This is a genomic window from Pseudonocardia lutea, assembly GCF_042658055.1.
GTDB lineage: Bacteria > Actinomycetota > Actinomycetes > Mycobacteriales > Pseudonocardiaceae > Pseudonocardia > Pseudonocardia lutea.
Window position 1 is genome coordinate 22,259 of record NZ_JBHSQK010000089.1, and the last position, 15,639, is coordinate 37,897.

Consider the following 15,639-nt stretch of genomic DNA (forward strand, 5'->3'; position numbering starts at 1 on the left):
CACCATGTCCCAATTCCCGCAGCAGCCGAACGACGGGCCCCTGGCCGGGGTGAAGGTCGTCGAGTTCGCGGGCCTCGGGCCGGGCCCGTTCGCCGCGATGCTGCTCGCCGACGCCGGCGCCGACGTCATCAGGATCGACCGGCCCACCGGCCCGGTCGACGGCGGCGCGCTGACCCGCGGCCGCCCCTGGCTCGGCCTGGACCTCAAGGCCCCCGCCGACCTCGACACCGCCCGTGCGTTGGTCCGCCGCGCCGACGTGCTCGTCGAGGGGTTCCGGCCCGGCGTCATGGAACGGCTCGGGCTCGGCCCCCACGACTGCCGGGCGGACAACCCCCGCCTGGTCTACGGGCGGATGACCGGCTGGGGCCAGGACGGACCGCGCGCCCGCGAGGCCGGCCACGACATCAACTACCTGGCGCTGACGGGGGCGCTTCGGTCGATCGCACGCCGCGGACAGGCCCCGGTCCCGCCGTTGAACCTGGTCGGCGACTACGGCGGTGGCGGAATGCTGCTGGCCTTCGGCATCGTCACCGCCTTGCTCGAGCGGCACCGCAGCGGTCGCGGGCAGGTCGTCGACGCGGCCATGGTCGACGGCGTGAGCCTCCTCATGACCGGGATCTGGAGCCGCGCCGCGCAGGGCCGCTGGTCGGGCGAGCCGGGCACCAACGACATCGACACCGGCGCCCCGTTCTACGACGTCTACGCCACCGCGGACGGCGAGTACATGGCCGTCGGCAGCATCGAACCCCAGTTCTGGGCCCGCCTGCTGCAGGGGCTGGGCCTCGACCCGGAAGCCCTGCCCGATCAGTGGGACCGGGGTCGGTGGCCCGAGACGAAGGAGGCCGTCGCCGCCGCGTTCGCGACCCGCACCCGCGCGGAGTGGACCGAGGTCTTCGCCAGCCTCGACGCGTGCGTCACCCCGGTGCTGTCCCTGGCCGAGGCTCCCCTCGACGCCCATCTCCGCGCTCGCCGGACCCTCGAGCAGCGGCCGGACGGGCCGCAGCCGGCCGCGGCGCCGCGCCTCGACCGCACCCCGCTGCAGGCCGGGAGGGCCGCAACGGTGGACGAGGCCTTCCGCCGCTGGGGCGTGTCACTCACGGCGGGTGCGCGATGACCGCCGCGCGGTCGACCCCTCTGGCGCGGGTGATAGTTTATCCAGGACTGAACGGGCGATCGGGGGGAGCCGGCGTGGCTGGACGGGCACGCGCTGCCGCTCGCCCCCGCCTGCAGCGTCGGGCGATGAGCGTCGAGGTGGCCGAGCACATCCGTTCGATGATCTTCGACGGACGGCTGAAGGCCGAGCAGCGCGTCCCGCAGGACGCGATCGCCGAGGAGCTCGGCGTGAGCCGGCTGCCGGTGCGCGAGGCGCTGATCACCCTCGAGGCCGACGGGCTGGTCGCCTCCGAGCCGCACCGCGGCACCTTCGTCGTCCCGATCCGCGCCGAGGACATCATCGACCACTACCGGCTCTACGGCATGGCCCAGGGGCTCGCCGCCGCCGGCGCGGTGCGGCGGATCACCGAACCGGTCCTGGCCAGGCTCGAGGAGCTGCACGCGCAGATGTGCGCCAGCGACGACCCGGACCTGCTGCACGACCTGAACTGGGAGTTCCACTCCCTGATCAACAAGACCGGGGCGAGCCGCCGGACCCTCTCGGTGCTGCGACACCTGTCGCACAACCTGCCGCGCGAGGTCTACAGCCTGCCGGCCGCCGCCAGTCCCCAGGCCAACCGCGGACACGCCCGCATCATCGCCGCGCTGCGCGCCGGGAACGAGGCCGAGGCCGACCTGGCCAACCGCGAGCACGTCCAGCAGGAGGGCGACCAGGTCGTCGCGGCGCTCAAGCGCGACGGCATCCTCGCCGACTGACGGCCACCCCGTCGCCCACGCGGCTCGCCGCCGTCTCCTATATCAAAGATCCGGACAACGGAGGTTCGGAACATGACCACTCCCGTTGTGGTGGTCGGCATCGGCACCACCGACTTCGGCGCCCTCGGACGCACCGCCGACGACCTGGCCGGCGAGGCGCTGCGCAACGCCCTGGACGACGCCGGCCTGTCCGCCGCCGACGTGGACGGGCTGCTGACCCACCGCGTGGACAGCTACGAGGCCCTGGCCGCCGAGCACGGCCTCGACCCGCGCTGGACGACGGCGCTACCTCCCGAGGGCCGCATGACCGGCCCGGCGATCCAGCTGGGTGCGGCCGCGCTGCGCGAGCGCCTGTGCCACACGGTGGCTCTGGTCTACGGCAACGACGGCCGCACCCGTGGCGCCACCTACGGTGCCGGCAACTCCGGCTCCACCGCCGCCGGCGAGGGGTACGGCACCACCCCGGCGCTGACCGCGCCGTACGGGATGACCTCGCCCGGGGCGTTCTCGGCGCTGATGCTGCAGCGCCACCGCCACCTGTACGGCACCTCCGAGGAGCAGCTCGGCACGGTCGCCACCACCTTCCGCGCGCACGCCGCCCTCAACCCGCAGGCCCTGCGCCGCGACCCGCTGACGCCGGAGGACTACCTCGCCTCGCGCTACGTCGTCGCCCCCCTGCACCTGTTCGACTACTGCCAGATCAACGACGGTGGTGTCGCGCTCGTGCTCACCACGCCGGACCGGGCCCGAGACCTGCCCCGAAGCCCGGTCCACGTGCTCGGCGCCGCCCAACGCGCCCGGCTGACCGGGTCCGACCTGCCGCCGGAGGACTTCTGGGCCGATGCGCTGGCCGAAGTCGGGGAGGCGGTGCTGCGGTCGGGCGGGCGCAGCCGCGACGACGTCGACGCGCTCATGGTCTACGACAACTTCAGCCCGAACGTGCTGTTCACCCTCGAGGGGCTCGGCTGGTGCGAGCCCGGCGAGTCGGGGGAGTGGATCGCCGGGGGCCGGATCGCCCTGGGCGGTGAGCTGCCCTGCAACACCTCCGGCGGTCAGCTCTCCGAGGGCTACCTGCAGGGTTGGGGCCTCGTCGTGGAGGCGGTGCGCCAGCTCCGCGGCGAGTGCGGGCCGCGTCAGGTGCCGGCGGCTCGCACGGTCCAGTACGCCTGCGCCGCCCCGGTCGTGTCCTCGGTGCTGTTCGGTCGGGACGCCTGATGGACGTCCGACCTCACCTCGACGGACTGCGCGCCGGCCTGCTGCGGGTGGCGCGCTGCGGGGCCTGCGGGACGGCCGCCTTCCCGCCCCCGCAGGTCTGCCCGCGCTGCGGCGCCCGCGACGCCGCCGAATGGTTCACCGCCTCCGGCCGCGGCACCCTCTGGAGCGCCGTGGTCTTCCACAAGACCTACCTGCCCGAGCACCCCGCGCCCTACCCGGTCGCCGTGGTCGAGCTCGCCGAAGGTCCCCGACTCGTCACCACCCTCACCGGCCTGCCCACCGGGGACCTCCGGGACATCCGGATCGGGCAGGCCGTGACCGCGGAGATCGACGCGAACCGTGAGCCGCCGCGCGTCGTGTTCCGCCCCGACCCCGAAGGAGCAGCGCCATGAGCGCCCCGACCGGCACCCCCGTGCCCACGGCGTCCGGCACCGGGCCGGCCGCCCTCACCGTTCCCGAGGTCCTCGACGATCTCGCCGCGCGCCGTCCCGCTGCCGAAGCCGTCGTGGGGCCGGAGGGCCGGGTCACCTACGCCGAGATCGCCGACCGCACCCGCCGCCTCGCGGCGTTCCTCGCCGACGCCGGCCTGAGCCGGGGCGACCGGATCGGGGTCCTGCTGCCGAACGGCGTCCGCTGGATCATCGCCGCGCTCGCGGCGCACCGCGCCGGTCTCACGGTCGTCCCGGTCAACACCTGGTACCGCGCACCCGAGCTCGACCACGTCCTGAGCACCTCCGAGGTGCGCCTGGTCGTCACCGACACCACGATCTTCGGCCGCGACGTCCTCGGCGAGCTCACCGCGGCCGGATTCGGGCGGTCCTTCGCCGACACCGACCCCTCGCCGGCCGAGGGCTACCGCGGGGCGCTGGTCTGGCCGGCCGACGTCGAGCTGCCAGGGCAGGCCGCGCCCCGGCCCCTCGACCCGCCCGCACCGACCGACCTGGCCCTGCTGCTGTTCACCAGCGGCAGCACCGCGCGTCCCAAACCCGTGCCGTTGGAGCACGGCAAGCTCCTGCGCAACGGCTACGAGATCGGGCGCCGCCAGCACCTCGTCCCCGGTGACCGGCTCTGGATCGCCGCCCCCTTCTTCTTCGGCTACGGCTGCGCGAACGCCCTGCCCGTCGCCCTCACCCACGGCGTCACCCTGTGCCTGGAGGAGCGCGTCGACGGCGACCGCTCGCTGGAGTTCCTCGCCCGCGAACGCTGCACCGTCTACTACGGACTCGCCCCCACCACGCGCGCCCTGCTCGCGGCCCCGTCCTTCGGTCGCCACGACCTCTCCGCCCTGCGGACCGGCACCACCGGCTTCACCGCCGAGGACAAGCGCCTGGTGGTCGAGCAGCTCGGGGTGTCCGAGATCTGCAGCATGTACGGGCTCACGGAGGGCTACGGGCACTCCACCGTCTCCGACGCCCACGATCCGCTCGAGGTGCGGCTGCACACCTCCGGGACCGTCGTGCCCACGCAGGAGATCCGTGTCACCGGCCCCGACGGCCGCGATCTCGGAACCGGTGAGACCGGCGAGATCGAGCTGCGCGGCTGCGTGATCGACGCCTACCTCGGCGGGCCCGAGCTCAACGACGGCGTGTTCCGCCCCGGCGGCTGGTTCCGCACCGGCGACCTCGGCTTCCTCGACGAGGACCGGCGGCTGCACGTCGTCGGCCGCAGCAAGGAGATGCTCAAGGTCAAGGGCATCAACATCGCGCCCCTCGAGGTCGAGGAGCTCCTCTGCAGCCACCCCGACGTGGACCAGGCCTACGTCGTCGGCGTGCCCTCGGCCGACGGCGACGAGACCATGGTCGCGGCCGTCGTCGCCCGCCTCGGACACGATCCCGGACCGGACCTCGCCGCGGCGCTCGTCGCCCACGTCAAGGCCCGGGCGGCCGGGTACAAGGTCCCCAGCCGGATCGAGGTCCTCACGCAGGACCAGCTGCCCCTCACCGACACGGGCAAGGTCAGCAAGCGGGCGCTGCGCGACGTCCTGGCCGGGGGTGTGACATGAGCATCCACACCCTCGCCGCCGGCATCGGCTTCACCGAAGGGCCGTTGTGGACCGCCGACGGCCGGCTGCTCGTGGTCGCCCTGTCCCGCGGGCTCGTCGTCGAGATCGACCTCGACGGCGGCGTCCGCGGCGCGGTCGAGGTCGGCGGCGGACCCAACGGCCTCACCGAGGGTCCGGACGGCGCGATCTGGGTCGCGCAGAACGGCGCCGCCCTGCGTCCCAGCCGATCGCCCCGACCCACCCCCGCAGGCCTGCAGCGCCTCGACACCGGCCGGGTCACCGACGTCCCCGTGCCGGGAGCGCTGGCGCCGAACGACCTCGCCCTCGGGCCCGACGGGCGAGTCTGGTTCACCGACCCCGGCCTGCCCGGCAGCACCGGGGAAGGTCGGCTCTGCGCCCACGACCCGGTCACCGGGACGACCTCGGTCCTCCTCGGCGGCCTCGCCTTCCCCAACGGGCTCGCGTTCGGACCGGAGGGGGACCTCCTGTATCTCGCGCACACCGACGACGGCCTCGTCACACGGCACCGGTGGACCGGCGACCGGCTCGTCCCCGTCGGAGCCCCCGCGGCGCTCCCCGCGGGTGGTCCGGACGGGCTCGCCCTCGACGCCGACGGCCGCCTCTACGCCGCCGTGCCCGACGCGGAGGCGATCGTCGTCTTCGAGCCCGACGGCCGGCCCGCGGGCGAGATCCGCTTCCCGGAGCCCACCTTCCCGACCAACCTCTGTTTCGCCGGCCCGGAACTCGACGTCCTCGTGGTCACCGGCGCGAAGGGCGGCCGGGTGCTGCTCGTCGAGCCGCCCGGTCGCGCCCGCGGCCTCGCCCTCCGGGCGGGGGCAGCGTGACCGCGCCCTCGTCGGTCGGCGACCTCTCCGAACTGCTCACCGCGCTGCGCGGCCTCGTGGCTGCCCGTTCCACCGGGTCGCGGCTGCCGGCGGAACGTGAACTGGCCGTCCGGCTCGGGGTCGGGCGGGCGGTCCTCCGCCGTGCCCTGCGCGAGCTGGCCCACTCGGGCACGATCCGGACGCGTGCCCAGTCCGGCAGCTACGTCTGCTGATCGGACGCTCCCCGCGCGTCGGCGCACGGCGGCGCACGGCGGCGCGGCGGTGTGGGCGGCAGCCGGGCCCGTCCTGGCCGACCGGCGCGCGCGCCAATTCGAGGTCGGCCGGCGGGCTTAGGCCGCGGCTCGCCGCCCGACCAGGTGGAACACCCGGCTGAGCTGCCGGTACGGGTCGCGGTCGGCGGCCCGGAGCTCGACCTCGGCGACGGCCTCGACGTCCGTGGTGTCGAGGGGGAGGTCCATCCAGTCGGCGAACAGCCAGACGCCGTACCAGGCCTCGGGCGCGAGCCCGCAGTCGCGGAGCAGCGCCGACAGGTCGTCGACCGTGTCGGCGCGGGTCTCGGTCCCGAGAACGCCCAGTTCCGAGCCGGCGTCGAAGGCGGCCAGGGCGTCGGACCACCGGTGCTCGAGCGCCGGTCGCACCGCGAGCGTGCGGGCGTTGAGGGCCATCAGTGAGAGGACGCCGCCGGGAGCGACGCACCGGCACAGCGCCGCCACCATCGGCGCCGGATCCTGCAGGTACATGAGCACGCCGTGACAGAGGACCGCGTCGAACCGGCGCCCACCGGTCAGGAGGTCAGCCTGTTCGCCCGGGCCCTCGAGCAGGCGTACTCGCCGTCGCACGGCCTCCGGCTCCGCCTCGATGCGCTGCTGCGCCCGGGCCAGCATCGCCGGCGACGAGTCCAGCACGGTGACCTCGTGGCCGAGGCGGGCCAACGGCAGGGACTGGTGTGCGGCACCACCGCCCACGTCGAGGACGGCGGCCGGCGGGGGCGGGAGGTGCCGGAGCAGCTGCCGGTGCAGGACGTAGGTCCGCACCCGGCCCTTCACCGAGGCGTAGGCGCCGTCGACGAACGCGTCCGTCAGGGCTGCCCACGCGTCCTCAGTCACCTTCGGCGCCCGTCGGGACCTCGACGCAGTCGGCACCGCACCCGGGCCCCGGGGCAGGTGCCGGCGCGGGCCGGTGCAGGACCGCCCGCCTCGGCGTGACGACGAGGGCGTCACCGGACAGGGTCGAGTCCCCGTCGACGATCAGGGAGTAGCCGTCGGCCGTGCTCGGCGGCCAGACCAGCGTGACGACGGGCCGCGTGGCCAGGTTGGCGCGGGTCGTCCGGCCGAGATCGCCGACCACGAGCTCGTGGCCGGTCACCGCCGGAGACACGGCGGTGACGTGGGGCCTGCCGTCGTCCCCGAGGGTCACCAGGTAGGCGAAGCCGAAGCGGGTGACGGTCGCGGCCAGGTCGTCGGTGGGAACGGCGATGCTCACGCGGTCGAGGCTAGAGCCGGCCACCCACGCGCGGCGCCGGCGGCACGGATCGTCCGCACGGATGTGGTGCGTGGCCTGCGCTCCACCGGACGGATCAGCCGTCGGCTCGGCTCCGGATGAGCTGGTCGAGGGGTACCGCAGGATCGGCGAGCGCCCGGGGGTCCACCCGCGAGTCGTCCCGGATCAGGCCCGCGAGCGTCTCGGCGACGTCCCAGACGTTGACGTTCATCGCCGCGGCGAGCCGGTCCCGGTGAACCCAGAAGGCGACGAACTTGCGCTCCGCGAGATCGCCCCGGACGACGACCTGGTGCTCTCGCTGCGGGTCGACCCATCCGGTGTACTCCATGCCGAGCTCGTACTGGTCGGTGAAGAAGTACGGCAGCCGGTCGTAGGTGGCGTCCTCGCCGAGCATCGTCCGGGCGGCGACGACCGGCTGGTGGAGCGCGTTCGCCCAGTGCTCGACCCGGATCGGTCGCCCCAGCAGCGGATGGGAGGCGTTGGCGACATCACCGGCGGCGAGGATGTCGGGGTCGGAGGAGACCAGGTGGCGGTCGACCACGATCCCGTCGTCGACGTCGAGCCCGCAGGATGCGGCGAGCTCCACGTTCGGCTCGACACCGATCCCGACCACGACGACGTCGGCCTCGACCTGCGTCCCGTCGGCGAGGACGACCCCGCCGACCCGGTCCGGGCTGCCCTCGGCCGGACGGATCGCGGTGACGGTGACCTCGCACCGCAGCTCGACACCGTGTTCGGTGTGCAGGTCGGCGAAGACGCCGGCCAGCTCCGGCCCGAGGACCGACTGCAGGGGCCGGGCCGCGTGTTCGAGCACGGTGACCTCGGCGCCGCCGGCCCGGGCGGCCGCGGCGGCCTCCAGTCCGATCCAGCCGCCCCCGATGACGACGACCCGGGTCCCCGGGGTGAGGGTGGCGCGCAGGTGTTCGCTGTCGTCGACCGTGCGCAGGTAGTGGACCCCGCGGAGCCGGGACCCGGGCACCGGGAGCCGGCGGGGTCGGGCGCCGGTCGTGAGCAGCAGCTTGTCGTAGGACAGCCAGGCGCCGGTGGCGGTCTCGAGCTCGTGCGCGTGCCGGTGGATCTTGGTGACCAGGGTGTCGAGACGCAGTTCCACCCGGTTGTCGACGTACCACCGGAGCGGTCGCACCTCGAGGGAACCGCGGTCGCTGCGGCCCTGCAGGTAGCCCTTCGACAGCGGCGGCCGTTCGTAGGGCCGGTGCGCTTCGGCGCCGACGAGCACGATCCGACCGTCGAATCCCCCGCTACGGAGCGCCTCGGCCGCGGTCGCGCCGGCCAGTCCGGCGCCCACGATCACGAACGTCGGCGAGGTGGACTGGGAGTGTTGAGTGGCCATGACCCCTCCCGGATCTAAAGGACGCTATCGTGGACGTTAGAACCGGGGCCCTGTTGAGTCAATGACTGTGTCCGTTAGAAGGTGGTGTCGGGTGGACGACTTCGTGTCGCAGGTCAGCGGCGTCAGCGCGCTCGCCGAACCGGCCCGCCGGGCGCTGTACCTCTACGTGGCGGCGCAGCCGGAGCCCGTGAGCCGCGACGGCGCCGCGGAGGGTGTCGGGCTGCCCCGGCACACCGCCAAGTTCCATCTCGACAAGCTCGTCGAGGAGGGGCTGCTCGACACGGAGTTCCGCCGACTGTCGGGGCGACGGGGCCCGGGCGCCGGCCGGCCCACCAAGCTCTACCGGCGCTCCGCCCGCCAGGTCGCGGTCACGCTCCCGCAGCGGCACTACGACCTGGCCGGTCAGGTCCTCGCCGAGGGAGTGGACGCGGCGGCCCGCGCCGGGGTGCCGGTTCTCGACGCCGTCCGGGAGGCCGCCGCGGCGACCGGACGCCGGTTGGGAGCGCAGGCCCGGCAAAGGTGCGCCTCGGCGGTGCCGACGCCTCGGGACGTCGTCGCCGCCCTGGGCGAGCACGGCTACGAGCCGCGGCGGCACGAGGCCGTGACGGTGCTCGGGAACTGTCCCTTCCACGCCCTCGCCCGCGATCACACCGCGCTCGTCTGCGGGATCAACCTGAGCCTGCTCACCGCCTTCCTGGAGGAGTTCGGAGCTCCCGGGTCGAGGGCCCGGCTGGACCCGGCTCCCGACCGGTGCTGCGTGACGGTGCACGAGGACGCCGCGACCTGACACGGCCGTCGCCGGCTGACGCGTCTTCGCAGGTCCGTGCCCCTGCCCGGCCCGTGACCCGGACGGCCCGAGGTTATGCCGCGAGCCTGGTCAGCAGGTGAACGAGCCGCGCGGCGTCGTCCGGCGCCAGCTCCGCCACCGCGTCGTCCTCCGCCCGGCCGACCTGCGGTGCGATGCGGGCGTGCAGGTCGGCGCCGTGATCGGTGGTGAAGACGAGGACCCGGCGACGGTCCCGCTCGTCGACCCGGCGGTGGACCAGGGCGTTGTCCACGAGCCGGTCGACGATCTTCGTCAGCGTCGGGGCGGGCACCATGGCGTGCTCGGCGATCTCCGACATGGAGTGCCCCTGCTCGTCGGCGAGCAGGTCCAGGACGCGCCACTGCTCGAGAGCGAGCCCACAGCCGGCCAGCGTGGCCTCGACCTGCTGCGCCACCTGGTTCGTGACACGGGCGAGCAGGGTGTGGAGCGACTGGGCCCGCCGGGCCGGGGACGACGCCCCTCGGGGCACGAGGGGCGTTGAGGCCACGGAACATCCTCTCCGAGAGCGGTGGAATCGCTGTCATCGTAAACACTACCGATTCGAAGTGTCGGATGAAGCTGCGCCACAGGTCGCGGAGGCCCGAGCGGGGCTCAGAACGAGAAGACCCCGATCAGCACGGCGAAGCCGAGGGCCCACGACGTGGCGACGCCCTCGACGATGGTGATCCATCCGGTGGGTCTGGCGATCGGCAGCTCGAGTGCGAGGAGCGCCCAGAACAGTCCCCACAGGACGGCCCACGCGAACCAGTTGATGCCCAGCCAGATCAGGGCGACGTTCCCGTTCGCGTTCTGCAGCGTGTAGATCCCGGCCGGGATCGCGGTGATCGCGACGAACAGGCAGTACCACCCGAAGGCCCGGCCGCCCGCGTCGAGGTACTGGTTGAACGCCACCCAGAGGTACGTGAACGCGAACAGGAGGATGAAGCCCCCGCTCCGCGCCGAGGCGAGGTTGTTGCCGACCGCACCCTGGACCAGGAAGATCAGCGCGATCACCACGCCCACGAAGCCGGTGAAGATGTTGATCACCGCGACTTCCCGGTTCTGCAGGAACAGCGGCGACCGCTCTGCTCGCGCCGGGGCCGGTTCGGCCCCCCGGCCGCCGACCGAGCTCGGGACGTCCGCCGGCTCGCCGGCCGCAGCGGCCGCGTGGGCCGGGACCCGCTCGACCTCCTCCGCCGCCCGCGCCTGGCCGATCAGCCAGATCCCGTTCACGGCGAGAACGGCTCCGACGTACAACAACACCACGGCGAGCAGCATCGGATTCGCCTCTCACTCTCGATTGTCGGTGCAGGACCCCACGGCGCGGTCGGTCCCGGCCGAGGCCGGAGTGGGCGGCCGCGTTTCTCGCCGACGACGCGCGGCTCCGGCGCGCGCCCCCCTCCGCCCCGAGTGCGCGGCCACCCTCAGTGTCTCCCGGGTCGTCAGCTGCTGGTCGCGCACGAGCCGCGGTCCGCCGACCGTGGGCCCTCGGCGGTCGGCCGGATGTCGAAGTCGAAGATCCCGGTCGGCAGGTAGAGCGAACAGCAGGCGTTCGGGATGTCCACGACGCCCGACACCCGCCCCTCGATCGGGGCCGAGCCGAGCAGCAGGTAGGCCTGCTCCCCGGAGTAGCCGAACTTCTTCAGGTACTCGACGGCGTTGAGGCAGGCCCGCCGGTACGCGACGGTGGCGTCCAGGTAGAGGTTGTCGCCCGAGGTCTCGTCGACCGAGACGCCGATGAAGGTGAGGAACTCGCTGTAGCGCGGCTCGACACGACCCGGGATGAGCACCGGATTGGTGGTGATGCCGTACTTCTCCATGCCTCCCTTGATCAGGTCCACGCCGAAGTCGATGAAGCCGCCCATCTCGATGGCGCCGCAGAACGTGATCTCGCCGTCGCCCTGCGAGAAGTGCAGGTCGCCGCCGGAGAGTTTCGCTCCGGACACGTGCACGGGGTAGTAGACCCGGCTGCCCCGGGTGAAGTTCTTGATGTCGTGGTTCCCGCCGTTCTCCCGCGCAGGGACCGTGCGCGCCCCTTCGCGCCCGACGCGCTCCAACTCCGCCCCGCTCAACGTGCCGGCCAGGACCCCGTCCTCGAGGGGCGGCAGGGCCAGCGGCGGCACCCGATCCGGGTCCTGGTCGATCAGCGCCTGCTCCCGGCGGTTCCACTCCGCCAGCAGTTCGGCGGAGGGCGCCGTACCGAACAGGCCCGGGTGGGTGATGCCGGTGTAGCGCACCCCGGGGATGTGCCGCGAGGTGGCGTCCTGACCGTGGAAGTCCCAGATCGCCTTGTAGGCGTCGGGGAAGTGGTCGGTCAGGAACCCGCCCCCGTTGGCCTTGGCGAAGATCCCGGTGTAGCCCCACCCCTGGCCGGGGGCGTCGCCGTACTCCTGGGGCGGCTGGCACGGGCCCAGGTCGAGGATGTCCACGACCAGCAGGTCACCCGGCTCGGCGCCCTGGATCTCGATCGGACCGCTGAGCATGTGCGCGACATCCAGGTCGACGTCCCGCACGTCGTTCGACGAGTCGTTGTTGCCGAGCTGTGCATCGGTCCACTCCCGGCACTCGACCCGGAACTCCGCACCCGGACGGACGGACGCCGCCGCGGGGATGTCCGGGTGCCAGCGGTTGTGCCCGGGCACCGCCTGGTCCCGCATCGACTTCGACTGATCCACGCTGAACACGACCTCGGGCACCGCTGTCCCTCCCCGCCCTCCGAGTCGAATTGCTTCCGAAGGAAAGTATTCCTGCAGGAAGGGCCTGTCAACGAAGGAAGCGGCGCCGCGTCTAGAGCGACATGCGATGGCGCTCCGGGCCCGTCCAGCCCTCGTCGAGCGGCACCGAGTACCAGATGTCCAGGGTGACCGACGAGAAGTACCAGGTCCCCTGCACCCGGCGGTAGGTGTCGGTGAAGCGGCCCGCGAACAGGAAGCTCCGGCCGTGGTAGATCGGGGTGGCGAGCAGGTGGCTCGTGCCTCCGGCGTCGTCGCCGCTCACCTCGACCGAGTGGCCGTGGACGAACTGCCGCACGAACGGTGCTCCGGCGTCCGCCGGGAGCAGCTCCGGGATCCGGCCGAAGAATCCGCCGATGGCCTGCCTCCCGGTTGCTCGTCCGAGGTAGGAGTAGTCGAGCTCGGCGTCGTCCGTGAACAGCTCGTCGATCTCCGTCCACCGGTCGGTGTTGACGTAGTCGTGGAAGCGGTTGCGCAGACACCGGATGCGGTCCTGCGACTCCAGCACCTCGACACGGTGGCGCAGGCCAGCGAGCTCCGTGGCCAGTGCGGAGGTGTCGGTCATCGGGCCCGGAAGGTGAGGGGCTGCGACTGCATCCCGTGCATCACGTAGCTCGGGTCGTAGCGGGGGACGAACCCCTCCTCGGCCAGCCGGATGTCGTCGAGCCGCTCGAGCAGCACCTCGAACCCGATCCGTGCCACCGCCCGCGCCAGCGGCGCGCCGATGCAGGAGTGCGGCCCGTGGCCGAACGCCTGGTGGGAGCGCAGCTTGTCGCGGTCGGCGTCGAACTCCTCCGGCCGGTCGAACACGCTCTCGTCCCGGTTGCCGGAGGCGTAGACGACCCAGACGTGGGCGCCGGCCGGGATCGGGACCCCGCCGAGCTGGGTGTCGGCCGTCGCGACCCGGAACAGGCCCTGCACCGGGGACTCCAGCCGCAGGCCCTCCTCCAGACAGCGCGGCAGGTCCTCGGGGCGCTCCCGGACCCGGGTCATCAGCGCCGGGTCCTCGCACAGCATCAGCATGAACGAGGAGATCAGCTTGGTCGTGGTGTCGGCGCCGGCGCCGATGAGCTGGCTGAAGAACCCGACCATCTCGTTGGGCGTCAGCGGGGCGTCGCCCTCGTTGCGCGCCTGGACGACGGCGGTGATGAGGTCGTCCTTCGGGTTCTGCCGGCGGTCCTCGACCTCGTTCTCGAAGAACGTCCAGAACTCGATCTGCGTCTCCAGCGTGGCGAGCAGCTCCTCGTCCGTCATCGAGGTGCCGATCGTGGAGTTGATCGCGTCCGCCCAGCGCCGGAAGTCCCGGGAGTTCTCCACCGGCACGCCGAGCAGCGTGGCCAGCGCGTGGATCGGGGCGGGGGAGCAGAAGGCCGGCACGAGGTCGACCTGTCCGTCCGCGGCGAACCCGTCGACGAGCGCGTGGCACATCTGCCGGATCTGCGGCTCGATGCGGGCCACCGATCGCGGGGTGAGCGCCTTGTTGAGGATCCGCCGGTGCCGGCTGTGGTGGGGCGGGTCCTGGGTGAAGAGGACGTCGCCGCGGCTCATCACCACCCGGACCCGCTCGGCGAACTCCGGCGGCACGTCCGTCATCGCCCGCGTGATCGCCGCGATCGCCCCGGACACCGTGGGACCCATGGGGTTCTGGCTGGAGAACAGCCGCGGCTGGGTGTTGACCTTCTCGATGTCCGCGTGCCGGGTCACGACGTAGATGTCGTACTCCGGGTCGTGGAAGACGGGGGCGGTGCGCCGCAGCTCCGCGTAGTGCGGGTAGGGGCAGCGCATCGCCTCCTGGTCCTGGTCGAAGACTGCTTTGGTCGGTCGGTCTTCCGTGGTGGTCATCGCGTCCCCCGACGTCGCTGTCCGGATGCGGGCTACTTGGCTCCCTGCCCCGCGTCGACGCGCAGGACGTGGCCGGTGATCTGGTCGGCGTTGTCCGACGCCAGGAAGAGCACGGCGTCGGTGATGTTCTGCATCTCGGTGCGCCACTTGGGTCCAGGCATGTTGCCGGCGGCCGAGAACATCTCGTAGGCGGCGTCCGGGGTCATGTCGACCTCGCCGGCCAGCCCCAGCACCATGCCGGAGCCCTGGCCCTCGCCCGGCCGGATCGTCGCGGGTGCGATGCAGTTCACGTTGATGTCGAACTCGGCCAGCTCGAAGGCCCAGGCCGAGGTGAGGCCCTGGATCGCGTGCTTGGCCGCCACGTAGTGCGACAGCTGCGCGTGTCCCGAGCCGGTCACCCCGGACGAGATGTTGACGATCTTCCCGGAGCGGCGGCCGATCATGTTCGGCACCACGTACTTGGCCACGTACATGTGGCCCTTGACGATCGTGTCGATCACGGCGTCCATGACGTGCGAGCGCATGCCCTGAATGGTGTCCAGGGCGGCGACGCCCGCGTTGTTGACGAGGATGTCGATCCGCCCGTCGAAGAAGTCCAGGGCCTTGGCGACGGCGGCCTCGACCTGGGACTCGTCCCGGATGTCGCAGGGCAGCGGGATGACCCGCCGGTCCATCTCCTCGATCGCCTTCACGGTGTCCTCGAGCATCTGCGCCGTGGCGAGCGGGTAGATGTCCGCGATCGGTTCGGTGATGTCGAGTGCGGCGATGTCGGCGCCGGCGTCGGCGAAGGCCTTGGCGTGGCTGAAGCCCTGGCCCTTCGCCGCGCCGGTGATCAGCACGTTCTTGCCCTCGAGTCCGCGCAGGACGGCGGCCATGGGTCCTCCTCGGTGATCGGTGCGCGTCAGGGGGTGACGACGGGGGCCGGTTGCGTGCCGGACGGCGCGGGGGCGGCCTCGTCGGGGGTCAGGACGCCGCGGCCCTGGGCGTGCCGCTCGGCGGCCTCGCCCGGACCGCCGTTCTCCGCCGCCCAGCGGACGGAGTCGACGATCATGTCGTAGCCGGTGCAGCGGCAGAGGTTGCCTTCGATGCCCTCGCGGATCTCGCTCTCGTCCGGCGCCTCGTTCTCCAGCAGCAGCCCGGTCGCGGCCATGACCATGCCGGGCGTGCAGTAGCCGCACTGCAGGCCGTGGCACTGCCGGAAGCCCTCCTGCACCGGGGACAGCTCGCCGCCGCCGGCGAGGCCCTCGACGGTGAGGACGTCGGCGCCGTCGGCCGCCACGGCCAGCACGGTGCAGGACTTGACCGTCCTCCCGTCGAGCATCACGGTGCAGGCGCCGCAGTTGGAGGTGTCGCAGCCGACGTGCGTGCCGGTGAGCCCCCGGGTCTCGCGCAGGTAGTGCACCAGCAGCAGGCGGGACTCGATCTCGTCCTCGCCCACCGTGCCGTTGACCGTGATCCGGACCTTGTGGTGGGACATC

General features: G+C 72.8%; 18 protein-coding genes. 8 read left to right on the forward strand and 10 right to left on the reverse strand.

What is annotated here, in order from left to right; all coding sequences use genetic code 11:
• Nucleotides 1-4 precede the first annotated feature (4 nt).
• From ACFQH9_RS27435 to ACFQH9_RS27465, 7 genes are all read left to right on the forward strand, one after another.
• Nucleotides 5-1,114 (forward strand): CaiB/BaiF CoA transferase family protein, encoded by a 1,110-nt coding sequence (locus ACFQH9_RS27435; protein WP_379570494.1) that lies wholly within the window; start codon nt 5-7, stop codon nt 1,112-1,114.
• 125 nt (nt 1,115-1,239) lie between these two features.
• A complete protein-coding gene (locus ACFQH9_RS27440; protein WP_379570496.1) occupies nt 1,240-1,869 on the forward strand; it encodes a GntR family transcriptional regulator in 630 nt (209 codons plus the stop codon).
• 72 nt (nt 1,870-1,941) lie between these two features.
• Nucleotides 1,942-3,084: a thiolase family protein gene (locus ACFQH9_RS27445; RefSeq protein ID WP_379570498.1), complete on the forward strand. Its 1,143-nt coding sequence runs from the start codon at nt 1,942-1,944 to the stop codon at nt 3,082-3,084.
• Nucleotides 3,084-3,476, forward strand: coding sequence for a Zn-ribbon domain-containing OB-fold protein (locus tag ACFQH9_RS27450; RefSeq protein WP_379570500.1), 393 nt, complete (start codon nt 3,084-3,086; stop codon nt 3,474-3,476). Before ACFQH9_RS27445 ends, ACFQH9_RS27450 begins: the two co-directional genes overlap by 1 nt.
• On the forward strand, nt 3,473-5,086 hold the full coding sequence (locus tag ACFQH9_RS27455; RefSeq protein WP_379570502.1) for a class I adenylate-forming enzyme family protein: 1,614 nt from the start codon (nt 3,473-3,475) through the stop codon (nt 5,084-5,086). Before ACFQH9_RS27450 ends, ACFQH9_RS27455 begins: the two co-directional genes overlap by 4 nt.
• Nucleotides 5,083-5,931: an SMP-30/gluconolactonase/LRE family protein gene (locus tag ACFQH9_RS27460; protein ID WP_379570504.1), complete on the forward strand. Its 849-nt coding sequence runs from the start codon at nt 5,083-5,085 to the stop codon at nt 5,929-5,931. The genes ACFQH9_RS27455 and ACFQH9_RS27460 overlap by 4 nt, the downstream gene beginning before the upstream one ends.
• Complete coding sequence (locus tag ACFQH9_RS27465; RefSeq protein WP_379570506.1) at nt 5,928-6,143, forward strand: GntR family transcriptional regulator; 216 nt, start codon at nt 5,928-5,930, stop codon at nt 6,141-6,143. The genes ACFQH9_RS27460 and ACFQH9_RS27465 overlap by 4 nt, the downstream gene beginning before the upstream one ends.
• A 117-nt stretch (nt 6,144-6,260) precedes the next feature.
• On the opposite strand, the gene ACFQH9_RS27470 is transcribed toward ACFQH9_RS27465, so the two are convergent.
• The 3 genes from ACFQH9_RS27470 to ACFQH9_RS27480 all read right to left on the reverse strand — a co-directional run bounded on the left by ACFQH9_RS27470 (nt 6,261) and on the right by ACFQH9_RS27480 (nt 8,782).
• A complete protein-coding gene (locus ACFQH9_RS27470; protein WP_379570508.1) occupies nt 6,261-7,037 on the reverse strand; it encodes a methyltransferase domain-containing protein in 777 nt (258 codons plus the stop codon).
• A complete protein-coding gene (locus ACFQH9_RS27475) occupies nt 7,030-7,413 on the reverse strand; it encodes a pyridoxamine 5'-phosphate oxidase family protein (RefSeq protein WP_379570510.1) in 384 nt (127 codons plus the stop codon). Before ACFQH9_RS27475 ends, ACFQH9_RS27470 begins: the two co-directional genes overlap by 8 nt.
• 94 nt (nt 7,414-7,507) lie before the next feature.
• Entirely contained in the window at nt 7,508-8,782 is a 1,275-nt protein-coding gene (locus ACFQH9_RS27480; protein WP_379570512.1) for an NAD(P)/FAD-dependent oxidoreductase, read from the reverse strand.
• Nucleotides 8,783-8,873: 91 nt separating this feature from the next.
• On the opposite strand from ACFQH9_RS27480, the gene ACFQH9_RS27485 reads away from it, so the two are divergent.
• Nucleotides 8,874-9,569, forward strand: a complete 696-nt coding sequence (locus tag ACFQH9_RS27485; RefSeq protein WP_379570514.1) for a helix-turn-helix transcriptional regulator — start codon at nt 8,874-8,876, stop codon at nt 9,567-9,569.
• A 73-nt stretch (nt 9,570-9,642) separates the two neighbouring features.
• Here the strand turns inward: ACFQH9_RS27485 and ACFQH9_RS27490 are convergent, their stop codons facing one another.
• From ACFQH9_RS27490 to ACFQH9_RS27520, 7 genes are all read right to left on the reverse strand, one after another.
• Nucleotides 9,643-10,095, reverse strand: a complete 453-nt coding sequence (locus ACFQH9_RS27490) for a MarR family winged helix-turn-helix transcriptional regulator (RefSeq protein WP_379570516.1) — start codon at nt 10,093-10,095, stop codon at nt 9,643-9,645.
• 104 nt (nt 10,096-10,199) lie between these two features.
• Nucleotides 10,200-10,865, reverse strand: coding sequence for an AmiS/UreI family transporter (locus tag ACFQH9_RS27495; protein ID WP_379570518.1), 666 nt, complete (start codon nt 10,863-10,865; stop codon nt 10,200-10,202).
• Nucleotides 10,866-11,029: 164 nt separating this feature from the next.
• Nucleotides 11,030-12,283, reverse strand: coding sequence for a formamidase (fmdA, locus tag ACFQH9_RS27500; RefSeq protein WP_379570520.1), 1,254 nt, complete (start codon nt 12,281-12,283; stop codon nt 11,030-11,032).
• 91 nt (nt 12,284-12,374) lie between these two features.
• Nucleotides 12,375-12,884 carry a nuclear transport factor 2 family protein gene (locus tag ACFQH9_RS27505; RefSeq protein WP_379570522.1) on the reverse strand — a complete coding sequence of 170 codons (510 nt, stop codon included), beginning with the start codon at nt 12,882-12,884 and terminating at the stop codon, nt 12,375-12,377.
• Complete coding sequence (locus ACFQH9_RS27510) at nt 12,881-14,161, reverse strand: cytochrome P450 (RefSeq protein ID WP_379570524.1); 1,281 nt, start codon at nt 14,159-14,161, stop codon at nt 12,881-12,883. The genes ACFQH9_RS27505 and ACFQH9_RS27510 overlap by 4 nt, the downstream gene beginning before the upstream one ends.
• Nucleotides 14,162-14,193: 32 nt before the next feature.
• Nucleotides 14,194-15,036: an SDR family NAD(P)-dependent oxidoreductase gene (locus ACFQH9_RS27515; RefSeq protein ID WP_379570526.1), complete on the reverse strand. Its 843-nt coding sequence runs from the start codon at nt 15,034-15,036 to the stop codon at nt 14,194-14,196.
• 26 nt (nt 15,037-15,062) lie between these two features.
• Nucleotides 15,063-15,638 carry a (2Fe-2S)-binding protein gene (locus tag ACFQH9_RS27520; RefSeq protein WP_379570528.1) on the reverse strand — a complete coding sequence of 192 codons (576 nt, stop codon included), beginning with the start codon at nt 15,636-15,638 and terminating at the stop codon, nt 15,063-15,065.
• Nucleotide 15,639 lies beyond the last annotated feature (1 nt).